At 34.3% G+C, this 18,295-nt stretch carries 14 protein-coding genes and 1 tRNA gene; 11 read left to right on the top strand and 4 right to left on the bottom strand.

The window, feature by feature from the left end; translation table 11 throughout:
- The first annotated feature begins 193 nt into the window (after positions 1-193).
- From J3U16_RS10290 to J3U16_RS10270, 5 genes are all read left to right on the top strand, one after another.
- Positions 194-2,389: a TonB-dependent hemoglobin/transferrin/lactoferrin family receptor gene (locus tag J3U16_RS10290; protein WP_267336823.1), complete on the top strand. Its 2,196-nt coding sequence runs from the start codon at positions 194-196 to the stop codon at positions 2,387-2,389.
- Positions 2,390-2,478: 89 nt separating this feature from the next.
- Positions 2,479-4,137 carry an ABC transporter ATP-binding protein/permease gene (locus tag J3U16_RS10285; RefSeq protein ID WP_267342995.1) on the top strand — a complete coding sequence of 553 codons (1,659 nt, stop codon included), beginning with the start codon at positions 2,479-2,481 and terminating at the stop codon, positions 4,135-4,137.
- 45 nt (positions 4,138-4,182) lie between these two features.
- A complete protein-coding gene (locus tag J3U16_RS10280) occupies positions 4,183-4,710 on the top strand; it encodes a HugZ family protein (RefSeq protein ID WP_065562842.1) in 528 nt (175 codons plus the stop codon).
- A 200-nt stretch (positions 4,711-4,910) separates the two neighbouring features.
- Positions 4,911-6,473 carry a glutamate--cysteine ligase gene (gene gshA / locus J3U16_RS10275; protein ID WP_065734133.1) on the top strand — a complete coding sequence of 521 codons (1,563 nt, stop codon included), beginning with the start codon at positions 4,911-4,913 and terminating at the stop codon, positions 6,471-6,473.
- Position 6,474: 1 nt separating this feature from the next.
- Positions 6,475-7,254, top strand: a complete 780-nt coding sequence (locus J3U16_RS10270) for an endonuclease/exonuclease/phosphatase family protein (RefSeq protein ID WP_065562840.1) — start codon at positions 6,475-6,477, stop codon at positions 7,252-7,254.
- Here J3U16_RS10270 and J3U16_RS10265 read toward each other — a convergent pair.
- From J3U16_RS10265 to rnhA, 3 genes are read right to left on the bottom strand one after another with little or no spacing between them, the layout of a single operon-like run.
- The gene (locus J3U16_RS10265) at positions 7,235-8,485 is read right to left on the bottom strand and encodes a transglycosylase SLT domain-containing protein (protein WP_081303339.1); all 1,251 of its coding nucleotides are present in this window, start codon (positions 8,483-8,485) and stop codon (positions 7,235-7,237) included. The genes J3U16_RS10270 and J3U16_RS10265 overlap by 20 nt on opposite strands.
- Positions 8,486-8,527: 42 nt before the next feature.
- Complete coding sequence (gene gloB / locus J3U16_RS10260; protein WP_267342994.1) at positions 8,528-9,256, bottom strand: hydroxyacylglutathione hydrolase; 729 nt, start codon at positions 9,254-9,256, stop codon at positions 8,528-8,530.
- A 40-nt stretch (positions 9,257-9,296) separates the two neighbouring features.
- On the bottom strand, positions 9,297-9,770 hold the full coding sequence (gene rnhA, locus J3U16_RS10255; protein ID WP_065562837.1) for a ribonuclease HI: 474 nt from the start codon (positions 9,768-9,770) through the stop codon (positions 9,297-9,299).
- A gap of 158 nt (positions 9,771-9,928) precedes the next feature.
- On the opposite strand from rnhA, the gene dnaQ reads away from it, so the two are divergent.
- The 3 genes from dnaQ to J3U16_RS10240 all read left to right on the top strand — a co-directional run bounded on the left by dnaQ (position 9,929) and on the right by J3U16_RS10240 (position 11,309).
- Positions 9,929-10,660 carry a DNA polymerase III subunit epsilon gene (dnaQ, locus tag J3U16_RS10250; protein WP_065562836.1) on the top strand — a complete coding sequence of 244 codons (732 nt, stop codon included), beginning with the start codon at positions 9,929-9,931 and terminating at the stop codon, positions 10,658-10,660.
- 123 nt (positions 10,661-10,783) lie between these two features.
- Positions 10,784-10,860: transfer RNA gene (locus tag J3U16_RS10245), tRNA-Asp, on the top strand.
- Positions 10,861-10,946: 86 nt separating this feature from the next.
- Positions 10,947-11,309, top strand: coding sequence for a YbaN family protein (locus J3U16_RS10240; protein WP_267342993.1), 363 nt, complete (start codon positions 10,947-10,949; stop codon positions 11,307-11,309).
- A gap of 95 nt (positions 11,310-11,404) precedes the next feature.
- Here J3U16_RS10240 and J3U16_RS10235 read toward each other — a convergent pair whose 3' ends face one another.
- Positions 11,405-12,457: a hypothetical protein gene (locus tag J3U16_RS10235; protein WP_267342992.1), complete on the bottom strand. Its 1,053-nt coding sequence runs from the start codon at positions 12,455-12,457 to the stop codon at positions 11,405-11,407.
- Between the two features lie 514 nt (positions 12,458-12,971).
- Here J3U16_RS10235 and J3U16_RS10230 point away from each other — a divergent pair.
- From J3U16_RS10230 to J3U16_RS10220, 3 genes are all read left to right on the top strand, one after another.
- Positions 12,972-15,743, top strand: a complete 2,772-nt coding sequence (locus J3U16_RS10230; protein WP_267330359.1) for a flavocytochrome c — start codon at positions 12,972-12,974, stop codon at positions 15,741-15,743.
- 29 nt (positions 15,744-15,772) lie between these two features.
- Complete coding sequence (locus J3U16_RS10225) at positions 15,773-16,732, top strand: FAD:protein FMN transferase (protein ID WP_267330360.1); 960 nt, start codon at positions 15,773-15,775, stop codon at positions 16,730-16,732.
- Between the two features lie 91 nt (positions 16,733-16,823).
- Complete coding sequence (locus J3U16_RS10220; protein ID WP_065734126.1) at positions 16,824-18,284, top strand: DASS family sodium-coupled anion symporter; 1,461 nt, start codon at positions 16,824-16,826, stop codon at positions 18,282-18,284.
- Positions 18,285-18,295: the final 11 nt, after the last annotated feature.

The raw sequence follows: 18,295 nt of genomic DNA, 5'->3' as shown, positions 1-18,295 counted from the left end.
TTGATATTAATCGCTTATTTTAATATTTTAACCTCTCGTATTAAAGCTAATGATAATCATTATCTAATATAAATGATAATTATTCTCATTGATCATATTTTTTATTTTTGCTAGATTAATTAGTAAAAAATGATAATTATCAAATATTGGGAATTAATTTGAGCAGTTTATTAATATAACTTTGTGGTGAAAAATGAAAATAAATAAAATCTTTTTAACCGTTTTGACTGCTTCAATATCCTTCTCAGTATTTGCTGCTGATGATGAATTGGAAACTATGACGGTTACGGCTAGTAGACAAAAAAGAGCCAAATTAGCTATTCCAGAAACCGTTGATGTCATCTCTAGAAAGAATATAGATGATCATCAAATGTCAACAATGGAAGATTTAGTTAGATATTTACCGGGAATATCAGTTAATCGGCAAACTTCAGGGACCGACCCTTTTGGTAATTTAGGCAGTATTAGAATACGTGGTATGGCGGGTAACCGTATTCAAATGCAAGTTGACGGTTCAAGAGTGATTGAAAGTATCCAAGACGGCAATAGAAATTTTATTGATTTAGCAAATATAAAAGCTGTTGAAGTCATTCGTGGACCTGGCTCGGTATTATGGGGGGCAGATGCTGTTGGTGGGGTAGTTGCGTTTAAAACCATAGATCCGAGTGATTTACTTAAAGGTAAATCTTATGCTGTTCGAGTAAGTGGCGGTTATGATAGTTTAAATAAACAAAATACCAAAACGAGTATGTTAGCGCTTGAATTGATGCCTAACTTAGAAGGATTGATCAGTTTTAGTCGAAGAGATTACCAAGAAACCAAGTTAACTAAAGCTAAAGCAAATGGCGGTATTTGGGGCTGTCCACGTGGCGCAGATGCTATTAAATGTAATAAATTAAATCCGTTGGATGCTAAAGCTGAAAATATGTTAACCAAATTGGTTTATCATAATGATACTCGAGAAACAAAGTTAGCATTTGAGAATTTCCGTTCTAATTCGTATGTAAAACAAATGTATGATTATGGATTACAAACCAATGGAACATTCAACGGGGATTATCGAAGAACACAAATTCAAACTCGTAAAAGGTTTGCGATTGATGATAGTTGGACTCCCGAAATAAGCTTTATCGATCAAATCAAGACCATGTTCTCTTACTCGCCGCAAGAACGTTATTTAAAATCGCATCGTCAACAAAAAGATCGAAGACAAACACCGATTTATACTTATACCACGAATGATTATAAAGAAAAGTTTTGGCAGTTGGATCTTCAGTTAAATTCAAACGTTGATTTTTTCAATACAACGCATGATTTAATTTATGGTTTTCAAGGGGATATTACCCGTAGCAATTATCGTAATGAGAGCACAAAAAATGGCGTAAAAACCATAGGTGGCGGATTTAATTTTGCTAACGCTAAAACGCAGCGTGCAGATATTTATCTTCAAGATGAATTTCACTTTATATCAGAAAATTTAAAAATTAAACCGGGTTTACGATATGCAACGTATAAAATTAAACCCAATACGGATAGCCATTATGCGGTGGTTAAAGGCAAAGAACCTCGTGATTTGAGTTCACATCGCCTCATTCCGCAGTTAGGCATATTATATAACATCACTGATCAATACTCTGTTTATGCCCGTTATGCTGAAGGATTCAAAATGCCAACGGCTCAACAGCTTTATACCTCATTGCCTTCGGTAACGATGAATCTGATTCCTAACCCTAAACTAAAACCAGAAAAAGTGAAATCTTATGAGACCGGCATCAGAGGCGATTTTTCAGAAGGTTGGTTTAGTGTAGGCTTATTCAAAGCTGATTATAGCAACTATATCAAGAATTTCATTCGGGTTGGACCGAAGGATTATACCTACAAAAATTTATCCAATGTTAATCTATGGGGAATTGAAACATCGGGTGAGTGGCATTTTGCGCCAAATTGGACTTTGAATGCTTCAAGCTCATATCAATATGGAAAAAAACAAGATTCCCCCGGTGATAAAAGAACTTATTTTAATGAAGCCATGCCTCTGCAAGGTAATATCGGTTTGAAATGGAATGTTCCCGATTTTAATTTTGATACTGAAGTCGTCGGCACTTTTTCCAAAGCGGTATCTCACGTTTCTAGGGATAAATCCTCATCAGATGAAATATTTAAGCCAAGCGGTTATGCAGTCTATGATGCCTATTTAAATTGGCACCCTAGCAAAAATATTACTATTCGGGGATCGGTGTTAAATATATTTGACCGCCGTTATTTTAAATGGCCGATGTTTAGTAGTTATTATAAAAATCCACAAAATAATGTAAAAGTGACGAATCCTATCGAGCTTCAAACCGCACCGGGAAGAACTTTTGCAGTTAGTGCGGTTATTAATTTTTAATCATTAAAGTTAAATACTTCTGTCAAATTGATAATTGGCAGGAGTTGATTTAGAAAAAGGCAGTTTTGAGAGTATAAGTTGTGCAAACATTGAAAAATATAATCTTGCTTATGAAGCTTTGCTTCAAAACAAGACAAGGTAAATATGGTTACTGTTATGCTTTAATTATTATTTGTTTAAATATTGTTTTAATTAAAATTAGTCTTGAAATGATTAATTGGAATAAAAACTTTTTTAATGCATTAGAAAAATATGACATGCAAGGCGTTATTACCCAATTAATCGTTTTTGTGTTATTAACTATTTCGGGGGCAATAACTTACTTAATAATTGAATTTTTAAGAAAAACCTTAGTGATTACATGGCGCAAGGTTTTAAATGATTCGATACTTGATAAATGGCTGAATAACAAGGCATATTGGTATTTAAATCAAGACCAAATTGATAATCCTGATCAGCGTATTTCCGAAGACTGTCTGCTATTTATTGAGCGATTAACAAATGAAGGCTTTTCGCTGATTACTCAATGTATAGGCCTGTTTTCCTATTTTATGCTTCTATGGAAAATTACCGATAATTTTGTTTTAAATTTTAGTCTATTCAATATTGATATAAGTATTTCTCATTATTTAATTTGGCTAGCACCTATCTATGTATTATTCACTTCTTGTATTGCCCACATGCTGGGGCGCCCCTTAAAAAACGTGTTAATTGAACAACAACACTTAGAGGCAAATTATCGCTTTGTCTTAACTCGATTTCGTGAATCGAAAGAGGCAATCGCGTTAGCGAATGGTGAAAAAGTGGAGAAACAACAATTTGAACAGCATTTTAATCATATTATTAAAAATTGGTATTTATTAATTAAACGACAACTTATTTTAGGCTGTTTTACACGGCCTTATTATTTAACGGTGTTAAGTGTGCCTATTTTCTTTTCTTTGCCTATCTATTTAATTGGTAAAGTTAGCTTAGGTTCTTTAATGCAAATTAGTAAATCATTTAGTAATGTTGTGACTAACTTGTCTTGGTTTATTTTCAATTATACTAAACTTGCCGAACTTATTGCATGTAGTTATCGTTTAACCCAGTTTTTTGAAAAAGCTAATCAAGCTGCTCATCAATATCAATCAGCTAGCCAATTAGAGATTAATCAAGATGCATTTTCGATTGAAGATTTAACTATAAAAAAACCGGATGGCACTGTTTTATTAACACTACCCAATCTTTATCTTAATAAAGGCGATTCGGTTGTTATATCCGGTGCATCGGGTATAGGTAAATCAACATTTTTCAAAGTAATTTCTGGCCTTTATCCCAATTTTGAGGGGATGATTAAAGTGCCAAAATTAAAGACATTATTTTTATCGCAAAATGCCTATTTTCCGGTTGGGGGATTAGCACATGCAATAAGCTATCCGCAACCTTTGTTTGAAAAAGATTTAAGTTTGATTAAGCAACTTCTATTAAAAGTTGGTTTTTCTACAGAATTTATCGATAGAAATTTACTCAGTGATAATTTAAAAACACTTTCCGGTGGTGAAAAGCAACGACTAATGATTGCAAGAATTTTAATGCATAAACCTGATTGGATTTTTATGGATGAAACAACCAATGCGTTAGATAAGCAGTCAGAAAAACAATTGTTGAAATTGTTAAAGACAAACCTACCGACAAGTAGTTTTATTATAATTTCTCATACTGATATTTCGAACTATTTTGATAAATGCATCCAATTTAATTTATAACAATGAAGTTAATAAGTTAACTGAATAGACAAACAAGGAGTAATTATGGCTGAGTCCAAAAATGATGTTGTTGAAAGTACAATAGAAAATTTACATGAAACAATTCGCACAATTATATTATCAACAATGACTAAAAATGGTGAAGTAGATACGAGTTATTCACCTTATTTTTTTGATGGAAAAGATTATTACGTTTTAATATCAGATCTCGCCCCTCATAGTCAAAATATGAAAGATAATGCAAATCTCTCTTTTTTAATTATTGATGATGAATGCAATACCAAGAATATCTATGCTCGTAGACGACTATCGTTCCGTGCAACAACAAGCATTGTTGAAAGAGAATCTGAGCTTTTTGATAACATCATTGACCAACTTGCTAAAAGGGTAAGTAAAATGGTGTATATGTTAGCGGAAATGAAAGATTTCAATTTGTTTAAAATCACACCAACAGTCGGTAGATTAGTTTTAGGTTTTGGAAAAACCTATATTGTTGATCATCAGAATAATCTTATCACACCGGTCGATGAGGATTATGTCGCTAATCAAAAAATTGAACAAGCCAATAAATAAGCTGATTCATTAGCAAAGTTACTAACCATTATCTATCTAGTAGATAATGGTTTCTTATTTGTGACATTCTATTAGTTTATATTATTTTGTATATTGATAGATTTCTATTTTCTTTTTAATAGTCACAAAACAGCCTATATAAACCATTAAACTATGCTAAAATTAAGCCAATTTAAACTGAATTTAGGAAATATAAAATTATGATTCCTGATGTTTCTAAAGCACTCAATTGGTTGGAAAAACACTATACAATTTTACAAGGCATTCAACGGGGTGTTGAACGTGAAACGCTCAGAATTTTACCAGACGGCTCTTTAGCAAAAACACCTTTTCCTAATAAAATTGGTTCAGCATTAACTCATCCTTGGATAACAACCGATTTTGCTGAGTCGATGCTTGAATTTATCACGCCGGTTAATACGAATATTGATTATATGCTCACGTTTTTGCGTGATTTACATCGTTATGCTAGTGTCAGTATCGGCGATGAGATGATGTGGCCATTAAGTATGCCTTGTTTTGTGGCAAATGAAGACGATATTATTTTGGCGCAATATGGCTCCTCAAATGAAGGGCGTTTTAAAACGGTTTATCGAGAAGGATTGAAGAATCGTTATGGCGCAATGATGCAAACCATATCCGGCGTGCATTATAACTTCTCTTTGCCTATGGCATTTTGGCAAGCCCGATTTGGGGTGAAAAACGCCGAAGAAGGAAAAGCGGTTATTTCTGAAGGTTATTTTACTTTAATACGTAATTATTATCGATTTGGTTGGGTGATTCCTTACCTGTTTGGTGCATCGCCTTCTATGTGCTCTTCATTTATTCAAGATAAGCAAAAAGCTAAAGCATTTATAGAACAAACCAATGGTAACTGCTTTTTGCCTTATGCAACTTCATTAAGATTAAGCGATATTGGTTACACAAACAATGCCCAGAAACAATTAGGTATTACCTTTAATCATCTAGATACCTATGTTGAAGGATTAAAACGTGCTACCCATGTCAAATCAGATGAGTTCAGTAAATTAGGCATTAAAGTTAATGGTCATTATCGACAACTAAATGATAATGTTTTACAAATTGAAAATGAATTTTATGCACCAATTCGTCCTAAACGAGTTCCTAGAGCAGGGGAGTTACCTTCAGATGCCTTGTTACGTGGTGGAATAGAGTATATTGAAGTGCGTGCGCTTGATGTTAATCCATTTTCACCAATAGGTATTACTGAGGAACAGATCCGCTTTATTGATCTATTTTTGATATGGTGTGCGTTAGCGCCAGCGCCTGAAATGAGTAGTGCCGAACTTGAGTGTACAAAATTAAATTGGAATCGGGTTATTATGGAAGGGCGTAGACCTGGTCTTGAAATTGGTATCGGCTGTGATAGTTATCGTGAGCCATTATCGAAAGTCGGCCACGAATTATTTAAAGATTTGCTCCGTGTTGCTGATGTATTGGATCATCAAGATGATAAACAACATTATCGTAAAGTTTGCGAACGGCTTGATCTGATGTTTGACCAGCCTGAATTAACACTTTCAGCAAGAACGCTTGAGGCTATCAGCGATTTAGGTACTGCTAAATTTGGCTTAGTTTTAGCAACTCAATATAAAAATCAGCTTAGTTCAGAACCTTTGCAATTATTGACTGATGGTGATTTTGTTCAGCAAAGAACTATGTCAATTGAAAAGCAACAAAAGAAAGAACAGAATGATACTTTGTCATTTGATGATTATTTAAAAGAAAAAATGAACGGTTAAAATGTTTAAACATCGAGACTATACACTACGATATCAAGGAAATAGTAGTGTTGAACTGATATTACCAAACCATAAGATAGTCAATGATGAACCACTAATTGATCAATCATCATTCTCGGTTTTGGTTTGGAATATTTTTAAACAAAAACGGGCTGATTGTATTAAAATTCTTGAGCAATATGCTAGCCAATCCAAGTTAATGCTATTACAAGAAGCCCAAACAACACCACAATTATTGAATTTTATATCTGCGAATAACAAAGTTGCCGATCACGTACCAGCTTATTGCTTTAATGATATTTTTGCTGGAGTTATGACTATAACTGATTCAGCACCGACTAAAATATTATCGTTTAGAGAAAAAGAGCCATTTATTCGAGTACCCAAATCAGCTCTAATCACTGTTTATCCAATTAAAAATTCTACTAAACAGCTATTAGTTGCCAATATTCATGCCATCAATTTTAGTATTGGTGTAAAGATATATCGTCAACAGATGTATATGTTATTAAATTATATTAAGCAACATGATGGACCAGTGATTTTGGCTGGTGATTTTAATGCATGGAGTCGGCAACGACTGAATTTACTCTATCATTTGACTCGATCAATAAATCTTAAACCGGTTAATTTTGCTATTGATATTCGAAAAACGTTTTTAGGCAGGCCATTGGATTTCATTTTTTATCGAGGTTTGAAGCTTGATGCGGCTAAGATAATTAGTACAGCCGCATCAGATCATAATCCATTATTAGTTAATTTTAAAATGAATTCGAATTGACTAAATTAATTGTTAATACATCACCTTCTTTTACTCGTCCATTTTTTAATTTATTCCATTGTAAAAGATCGGTGATTTTCACTCGGTAATTCCTCGCAATGGAATAAAGATTATCACCAGCTTTAACTTGGTAAGTAATCTGTTTTTTGCCATTACTTAAAATAGATTTAGCATCTTTAGCATTTACTGTACTGTATTGAATTGTCGTTGATTTAATTTCAAACGGCATATTGTTATGTGGCACATCTTCTAAAAGCTCAGTTACTTGACTAGTAACTAAATTCTCATTTTTCAACTTTTTGAATAGTTTATTAGCATGAGAATAAGGAACTAATAGATGAAAAGGGCCATTTACAGTTTGTTGCACATAACCGGCATTGTATGTCATTAAATCATTTAGTGATAATCCAGTATATTGCGCTATTTTAGACAATGAAATGTTTTTAGACATATCAATTCTAACTAAAGAGTTTTGATAATTACAATCCGGTAGTTTAATTCCATAACGTTTATTGTTTTTAACAATGTCGATGATAGCTAATATTTTTGGCACATAATGCATTGTTTCTTGTGGTAAATCTAAAGACCAATAGTCAATAGGTAGCCCTTTAGCTTTATTTTTATCAATCGCTCGTTGAATTCGACCTTCACCTGCATTATATGCAGCTAATGTTAATAACCAGTCGCCATTAAAGCGGTTATTAAGATTTTGTAAAAGAGATATAGCTGAGCTGGTTGAAGCAATTAGATCACGACGTCCATCAAAACTACTGCTACGTTTTAAACCATATTCTTTAGCTGTAATTGGCACAAATTGCCATAAACCAGCCGCTTGAGCAGGCGAGGTAGCTAAAGGGTCATAAGCACTCTCAATTAATGGAATTAAAGCAAGTTCAACCGGTAGCTTATTTTTTCGTAACTGATTAATGATGTAATATACATAAGGTTCAGATCGTAATGCAATATTTTCAAATCCCTGTGGATTACGCAGTAAACGTTCTCTTTCCGCGACAACTCGGCTGTTGTTCGGAACATTTACGTTAATTTGAGTTAGCATGTAATGCCAAGGATTTTGCGTGACTGAAGCGTAATTAACACCACCACTTTTAACGCTAGAATTAACTATTGATTTAGAATTGTATGGTTTTGAGCCAGAAGTGTATCGCGACCCTTGGTTTTGACACCCGACTAAAAAAGCACATAACACTGTAAATATTAATAATTTTTTCATTAGATTATAAGTTAGGACATTAATTTAAACGACTTATTATACCTAAAAAATGTCCTTTTGGCTCCTAAAAAAAGCAAACAGTTCTAACTCATTGTTACAATTGAATTTGTTTTGTAAAGATTTTTCTTTACACCGTAAAAATAAGTTAATCTGTTTTTCTTTGGTTAAAATAGAAGGCAAAGTAATTTTCTTTTTGCAAATATAATTATAATATTCATGAATAACTTTATCATGTGGAACCATCATTTGTGCAAAGTTCAAATTAGCTTTAGTATATTCGTGTCCTGTACAAATAAGCGTATCATCAGGTAGTCGCTTTAAATTATTAAGCGAGCTTAGCATTTGCTTATAATCACCCTCAAAAATTCTACCACAACCAGCAGACATTAAGGTATCACCACAAAATAGATATGGTCGGCAATAATAAGCTAAATGTCCTAATGTGTGTCCCGGTACTGAAATAATATCAAATTGAAAATCAGCAATTGATATTTTATCTATATTATCTAGATAGTTAATCTGCAAATTAATTTCACTAGGCCCATAAACTTCAATATCGGGATAAAATGCTTTTAGCTCTGTTACCCCGCCAGTGTGATCGATATGGTGGTGAGTTAGTAAAATTGCAAGGGGTGACAAGTGATGTTTTTTTAGATAACTAATTACAGGGGCAGCTTCACCTGGGTCGATAATAACAATTTGTTTATCGTTGTTTTCCAACAACCAAATATAATTATCTTTTAGGGCCGGGATAACATGTAATCGATACATAGTTATTATACCTTCTTAGTTATCTAACTGTTTTTTGTATTCAGTCCTTTAACGATGCTTCAAAAATAGTATCGTGTAAAGTTGGGGATTCGGCTTGATTTTTAGCAATAATATCACAACGCTCATTTTCGATATGACCAGCATGACCTTTAACCCAAATCCATTCAATAGTATGTGATTTAGCTATTTCATCTAAACGTTGCCACAAATCAACATTTTTAACAGGTTGTTTATTTGATGTTTTCCAGCCATTTTTTTTCCAGCCATGAATCCAATTCATAATGCCATTACGTAGATATTGGCTGTCAGAATACAGTTGAATTTGACACGGTTCTTTAAGAAGCTCTAAAGCAACAATTGCAGCTAATAATTCCATTCGATTATTGGTAGTTTTAAAATAACCTTGAGCTAATACTTTTTCTGTTTGTTTATATTTTAAAATTGCGGCATATCCACCGGGACCAGGGTTACCCAAACAAGAACCATCTGTGAAAATTTGAATTTTTTTTAACATACTAAATAAACTTTGCCTATTGAATAAAATTTAGAATTAAATAATGTGATGTTGTGTAATTAGTGGCGAAAACACTGTAGGTATCAACATCAGCGCATTTTGGTGTTAGACTATACCATTAATTATTAAATTTCCCAATTTTAGAAGAAGAGTATAACGTGATAACACATTCAACACGTCAAATTGTATTAGATACTGAAACAACAGGTATGAACCAAGATGGTAATAATCACTATGAAGGGCATAAGATTATTGAAATTGGTGCTGTTGAGGTATTAAATCGGCGACTAACTGGCAATCATTTCCATGTTTATATCAATCCAGAACGTTTAATTGATGAAGAAGCCTTTAGAGTTCACGGTATAAGTGATGAATTTGTTAAAGATAAACCAATATTTAAAAATATAGCACATGATTTTATAAAATTTATTGATGGTGCTGAATTAGTCATTCATAACGCATCTTTTGATGTCGGATTTATGGATTATGAATTTCGTCTTTGTGGTTTAAATTTTAAAACAGCTGAACATTGTATTGTTACTGATACACTAGCTATGGCTCGGCGGCTTTTCCCTGGTAAAAGAAATAATCTAGATGCACTATGTGAGCGTTATCAGATTGATAATTCACATCGTACACTGCATGGCGCTTTACTTGATGCTGAGATTCTAGCTGAAGTTTATTTAGCAATGACAGGGGGGCAAACGACGTTAGCATTCAGCGCTGAAGATAATCCATTATCAATGTCAAATAATACCGTCAAGAAAATTGAACGTAATGGAACTCCTTTAAAGATAATTAAAGCAAATGAATCTGAACTCTCTGCTCACGAGTCAATTTTAGAAAAGATTGATAAAAAAAGTGGCGGGGCATTATGGAAAGCACATTAAAGCACATTAATGATTGTTTTCTATTCAATTGAACTTTATTTTTAAAAATTTTATTGACGAAAATAAAAATAATCTTTAACATCACGCCTACTTTGATGTTCCACATTAAAGTATCTAAAAAGCGGAGCGGTAGTTCAGTTGGTTAGAATACCTGCCTGTCACGCAGGGGGTCGCGGGTTCGAGCCCCGTCCGTTCCGCCAATTCTTATTTTTCTTTATACTTTCCTTGTTTATTATAATTGTGCTATCTTCGATATCCTATGAATATTAATTAAATTGATTTAGACATGCTAAAAAAATCGATATTTGTTGTTCTAGGTGGAGTTTCTTTTGCTTTAGGAACTATTGGTATTTTTATTCCTTTGTTACCTACAGTACCTTTTTATTTACTTACTGCATATCTATGGTTAAATAGTTCAGAGCGCCTCTATAACTATTTTACACAAACTAGTTACTATCAAACTTATATCCAAAAAATGCTAATTGAAAAGAAGGCAACCAGGTCAAGTTTATTTAAGATGTTGGCAATGGTGTTTGTTGTGCTACTTATTCCTTTTATTATTTTTAATTCTTTACATGTTAGAATAATCTTAGCCACTGTGTTTTTTGCTCATGTCGTTTTTGTCTACTATTATTTTTATAAAAAATGATCAATATAAAGGTTGAAATTAAGAGAAAACAGGGTAAATAAGTTACCCTGTAACAAAAGTATTAGCTCTTTATTGCGATGTATTATTTTTTACTATTATTTCAAACTCTTTTTAATTTCAATAGCAAGTAACGGATTCCACATCGCACCTGTTGCACTCATTACAGCATCAGCACCATTTTTTATAAATTGATGATAATGTTCACTGTTACTAACTCCACCAACACCTATAATTGCAAATTTTAAATCCATTTGTTTACGATATTTATCGAGTCGACTAACCATATCTAAGCCAGCCCAACGAATTGCATCGCCACAGATACCGCCTTCTTTTCGGTTTTCACCTAAAGCTGGATGACCATTTGCGTCAACAGGTTTTGCTGACAACGTATTAATCGCGCTTAACCCATCAACTATATTTCCAATACGAGTTAATAATGAAACGATTCTTTCATCATCTGGGAAGTAAGCTAATTTCAGGATCAGAGGGCGGTCAGGTACAGCATTTTTAATTTCTTTAACAATTCTTTCAACTCTATCTACATCAAAGCAAAGTAATTTACTTGCACCTTCATTCGGGCAACTTAAATTTGCTTCTAAAATTGGTGCATTGGTTTCTCTTACTAATTTAGCGGCTAATGCATAATCTTGTTCAATCACTCCATTACCTTGAGTTCCTTGGAAGCTACCAATAACACATTGTCCTGGACCCGCAGCTTTAACAGCATCAGCCATATCTGGTTGCCATATATCAGGAGCAAATGATGGAACCCCAAATGAATTAGTGATTGAAAGAGGTTGGCTATAATTGGTATCAGCTAAAACTGTGTCTAAATTACACGTAAGTTTACCTTTCGGATGAACAGATAAAACATTAGGTAACGGATGGCATTTGTGTAATTTTGTTCTTACCGTTTTATATACACATAAATCGAATCCATAAGCAAATGCTGCTTTAATATAATTTGCATTTAACAAAGGTCCAGCGGGTTGGCCAAATGGTAAATTAACATCAACATTTAAGAATTTGGTTGGTTTAGTTGAAACTTGTTCTGCTTTGTCTAATTCTGCAAAAAGTCCAAAAGGCCCTTTAGCATAATTATCTTCATAGCTAATACTTGGGTTATAAAAAGGGATCAAAGGTTTCATGGTATCTCCTGTTTATGGCTGTTCTGGAAGTGGTATTGTTTAGTAATTTGATATAAAATTGGAAGGTTGAATTTATAGATATAAAAAATCCTCCATAAAGGAGGATGAATATTCAAAATAAAAAGACAATTCAATTTTATTATTGGTTTATTTGTATGGACCATAAGCATAATCAAATTCTCTTTTCTAAAATTGGTAAGCATTTTAGTCGAATAAAAATAAAGTACAAGTGATAGAAGTTAAAAAAAATATAAGTAAATGAAATAGTTATAGTGTTTTTTTTTAGACAGGTTTATGCAGTATTGTACGCAAACACTTTCAAAATAATATAAAAAACAGACAATTCTTTTTGTTATATCCATAGATTGTTTTATAAATTATTAATAAATTTGAATAAATTTTTGTCGAAAAAATGATATTTTCCGACTAATGAAACTTATGTAAGTGGAGAAGAAAAATTTCGGATGTTATGATCCACGTTAACATTTAAATATTAATGATTAGGTAATGAAATATGAAAAACGAAGATATTTTTAAACCAGTAATCTTACCCAATGGTGTTTCCCTAAAAAATCGTATTATGATGGCACCAATGACTACTTGTTCAGGGTTTTACGAAGGTTCTGTTACGCATGATTTAATTGAATATTACCGAGCAAGAGCGGGTGAAATTGGCACTATTATTGTTGAATGTGGATTTGTTGACAATAAAGGGTTAGCGTTTCCCGGTGCGATTGGTTTAGATAATGATGATAAAATAGAAGGGTTAGCGAAGATCGCTAAAGCCATTAAAGAGAAAGGCTCCAAAGCGGTTATCCAAGTTTATCATGGTGGCCGTATGGTTGAGCCTAAACTTATTGGTGGACAATCGCCAGTTGGGCCAAGTGCGATAGCTGCACCACGACCAGGCGCAGCAACCCCAATTGAATTGACGGCAGATGAAGTTGATGAAATGATTGATAAGTTTGGTCAAGCTGTTCGTCGAGCGATCCAAGCTGGATTTGACGGAGTCGAAATTCATGGCGCTAATACCTACTTAATTCAACAATTTTACTCACCTAACTCAAATCAACGAACTGATAAATGGGGTGGTAGCCGTGATAATCGAGCTCGATTCCCATTGGCTGTTTTAGATATTACTCATAATATGGTTAAAGAGTATGCCAACCCTGATTTTATTGTTGGTTATCGTTTTTCGCCGGAAGAATTAGAAGTACCTGGAATTCGTTTTGATGATTCGATGTACTTACTTGAAAAATTGGCTGAAAAGGGACTTGATTACGTTCACTTCTCTATGGGGGCGATCTTAAGACCATCTATTGTTGAAACTAATGATCCAACGCCTTTAATTAATAAATATGTTGCAATGCGATCACAGACATTAGCTAAAATTCCGGTTGTTGGTGTCGGTAATGTGGTTAATATAAGTGATGTCGAAGCCGCTATGGATAACGGCTTTGATCTGGTTGCAGTTGGTCGGGCATGTATTGCTTACCCTGATTGGCTTAGTCGAGTCGAAAAAGGGGAGAAACTTGAACTTTTCATCAATAGTGATAAACGTGAAGAACTCAATATACCTGAGCCACTATGGCACTTTTCATTGGTTGAAAGCTTGATTCGTGATGTGAATCTTAATGTAAAAAAATTCAAGCCGGGCAATTATCAAGAAAAGGTTAATGATGAGTCTTATGAATACTTAATTAATGTTGAATTAGGTAATGACTTTGTTAAAGACATGCAATTGCTCAATGCTAATGATTTTGATAGTGAAGTGGTCAACAACTTTTCTGAGATCAAACATCGTATTATTGACTCTAATAGCCCTCACGTCGATGCAATTTCTGGCGCGACATCACAATGTGAGGCGTTCAAAAAAGCCGTAACGAAAGCTATGGCGAAATCAAATAAAGAAGCTATCCTTGCTGAGGGTGGTGATCCTAATGATAAAGCTTATGATGTGGTGGTTGTTGGTAGTGGTGGCGCTGGACTAGCAGCCGCTATTCAAGCACATGATTTAGGAGCAAGTGTAGTTGTGGTTGAAAAAATGCCGGTTATTGGCGGCAATACAAATAAAGCTTCTGCCGGTATGAATGCAGCCGAAACCAAATTCCAAAAACTTAAAGGCATTGTGGACAGTAAAGATCTGTTCTATAAAGAAACGTTAACAGGTGGTAAAAACAAAAATAATCCTGAGTTACTTCGTTATTTTGTTGAAAATGCACCTGATGCCATTGACTGGTTAGATAATAATGGTATCGAACTTAGTGGTATCACAACAACGGGGGGCATGAGCATTGACCGTACGCATCGCCCGGCAAGTGGCGCTGCTGTTGGCGGATTTTTAATTAGTGGATTGCAAAAAAATATCAACCGACGTGGTATTGAAGTCATGCTTGATACCAATGTAACTGAAATATTAACTGAAAATCATAGAGTTGTCGGAGTTAAAGTCAGTGAAGAAGACGGCTCCGTTCAAACGATTAAAGCCAAAGCGGTTATTATTGCTACTGGTGGATTTAGTGCAAATCGTGAAATGGTTGAAAAATATCGACCAGATCTGAAAGGATTTGTTACCACTAACCATAAAGGTGCTACTGGTTCCGGAATTATGATTCTAGAAAAACTGGGCGCAGGCACAGTGGATATGAAAGAAATTCAGATTCATCCAACTGTTGAGCAAACAACTTCGTATTTGATTTCCGAATCAATTCGTGGAGGCGGGGCGATACTGGTCTCCCAAAAAGGGCTACGCTTTGTCAATGAGTTAGATACTCGTGATAAAGTTTCAGCAGAAATTATTAAATTACCTGAGCATTATGCGTATATTCTATTTGATCAACAAGTACGTAATGAAAACAAAGCTGTTGAAGAATATGTATCACATGATTTAGTCGTTCAAGCTGATACGATTAAAGATCTTGCTGATAAACTCTCAATTGACAGCAATACTTTATCTCAAACTGTTGAGCGTTATAATCAGTTCGCTGAAACAAAACGTGACGAAGACTTTGGTCGAACAACTGGTATGCGACATCCTATTAACAAAGGACCATTTTATGCGATTAAGATTGCTCCGGGTGTGCATCATACTATGGGTGGGGTAACGATTAATACCGATACTCAAGTTTTAGATACGGATAAACATGTAATACAAGGCGTATTTGCTGCTGGCGAAGTGGTCGGTGGTGTTCATGGTGCCAATCGTATCGGTGGAAACGCTGTTGCTGATATCATTATATTTGGTATGCAGGCAGGTAGAAAAGCCACTGATTACATTAATCATTAATTGACTAATATGACTTAAGCTTGTTTAAAATGCTTAATTCAAGCCATGAATATACTCAAGTATTAATGGGTACCACGGTTTCATTAACGCTTTATGAGCCTAATGAAGCCGTAGCTCATAGGGTGTTTCACACCATAAAATTACTTGAAGATAAATTGACCGTTAACCGCCGTCATTCAGAAGTTATGTCGATTAACGCTGCTGCGGGTAAACATCCGGTTATCGTTAGCCGTGCTGTGTTTTCGCTTATTGAGCAAGCTTATAAAATCAGTTTAATGCCCAATAGTTGTTTCAATTTTGCTATTGGTCCTTTAGTCAAATTATGGAAAATCGGTTTTCAAGGCCAGCAAGTTCCCTCCCCACAGCAAATTTATGATCAGCTATTATTAACCGATCCTAACGAAATTGAGCTTGATCCTAAAACTTGTGCAGTTTTTTTGAAAAAAAAGGGAATGGAAATTGATTTAGGTGCTATAGCCAAAGGCTATATAGCAGATGTGGTTAAAGTAGTCTTACAGCAAAATAACATACATCAAGCTATTATCAATTTAGGTGGTAACGTCTTAACTTTAGGCAAATCACCTTTAAATAGGAATGGCAATTGGCAAATAGGTTTGAAAGAGCCATTTTCACTCAACAATGAACTGGCCGGGATTATTCAAGTTAACAATAAATCTGTTGTTACATCAGGGATTTATGAGCGTTACTTTACCTTAAATAATCACCGTTATCATCACATATTCAACCCTTCAACCGGTTACCCGTTAGATAATGAATTAGAAAGTGTAACGGTAATTTCAGATACGTCGCTTGAAGGAGATATTTTTTCAACTATTCTCTATGGATTAGGGGTTAAAAAAGCTAGTAAATATTTGATTGAACATCCGAATTTATCAGCCATATTTGTTTTAAAAAATAAAACAATCGAACTAGTTAATACTGATAATTTTGCTTTTCAGCTAATTAGCCAACAATATGTTTTACATTAACATTTTATTGGAAACGAAAAGATTTATATCAAACTAAATCGTTTTTATTATGAATTAAATTAAGTCATTTTTAATTAAAAAGGAAAATACTATGAACACAGTGAAAAAACCACCTGTCAAATGGTTACCGCTCATAATTATTGCTGTTATTTCAGCAATATTATGGGAACTTGTTTCTCCGCCTGAAGGAATTAGTATTGAGGGTTGGCAAACCAGTATCATCTTTGTTGCAACTATTGCCTGTATTGTTGCTGAAATTATGCCAATTGGTGCAATTGGATTATTAGCGATAACAGTTTTTGCGGTTCTAAGACCATCAGGGGCAGCAACAGCGACAGAGGCGATTAAAATTTCATTAAGCGAATTAAACAGTAGCCTTATTTGGCTTATCGTTATTGCTTTTATGATAGCACGTGGTTTTATCAAAACAGGGTTAAGTAAGCGTATAGCTTATTATCTAGTTAAACTTTTAGGTAGAAATACATTAGGTTTAGCCTATGGCCTGTCGGTAACGGATATGGCATTAGCTCCAGCTATTCCTAGTACGACAGCTCGTGCTGGCGGTGTGATTTATCCAATCGCTGAAGCATTAGCGATCAATTTTAATTCAAATCCAAAAGATGAATCAAGAAATCGTATTGGCACTTTCTTAATGTTAACCATTAGTCATGTAAATGATATTACATCGGCAATGTTTTTAACTGCCTTTACCGGCAACTTGTTGGCAGCCAAATTAGTAACGAGTCAACTTGGTATTACTTTAGGCTGGGGACAATGGTTTATGGCGGCTATTGTACCTTGTTTAGTCTCATTTATTGTTATTCCTTTAGTTATCTACTTTTTAACCAATCCTGAACTTAAAAAGACACCAGAAGCGCCTAAATTAGCCACAGAAGAACTTAAAAAAATGGGGGCTCTGACCTTTAAAGAACTTATTATGGGTTCAACTGTTTTATTACTGTTAGGCTTGTGGATTTTTGGTAAAAACTTTGGTATTGATTCAACTACTACTGCATTTATCGGCTTAACAATTTTAATTTTAACCGGTGTACTTAGTTGGGATGATATCAAAGGTGAAAAGGCCGCTTGGGATACTTTAATTTGGTTTGCAGCATTACTGATGATGGCGGGACAAGTCAATAAACTTGGCGTAACTAAGTGGCTAGGCGATACAATTGGTAATGCGGTTAAAGGTCACTTAGGAGATAGTAGCTGGGTTTTAGTCATTGTTATTTTGTGTGTAGCCTATGTTTATCTACATTACTTCTTTGCGAGTGGTAATGCGCATATTGCTGCTTTATTCCCAGTATTTTTAACGGTTGCTTTAGCGCTCGGCGTGCCGCAAATGATTGCCATTTTTGCATTAGTTATTTGTACTAACTATTTTGGTTCGATTACCCAATTTGCTAATGCTCGTAACCCGTTACTGTTTGCTGAAGGCTTCGTACCGGTTAAAACATGGTGGAAAGTCGGTTTCATTTGTAGCGTAGTAAATTTAATTATTGTTTTCACTATTGGTATTTTATGGTGGAAAATCATTGGATTAGGCTAAAAGTTTAGCTG

Source organism: Gilliamella sp. B3023 (assembly GCF_026536845.1).
Taxonomy (GTDB): Bacteria; Pseudomonadota; Gammaproteobacteria; order Enterobacterales; family Orbaceae; genus Gilliamella; species Gilliamella apicola_E.
Note: the sequence above shows the minus strand (reverse complement) of the source record. Positions and strands in the feature narration are given on the sequence as shown.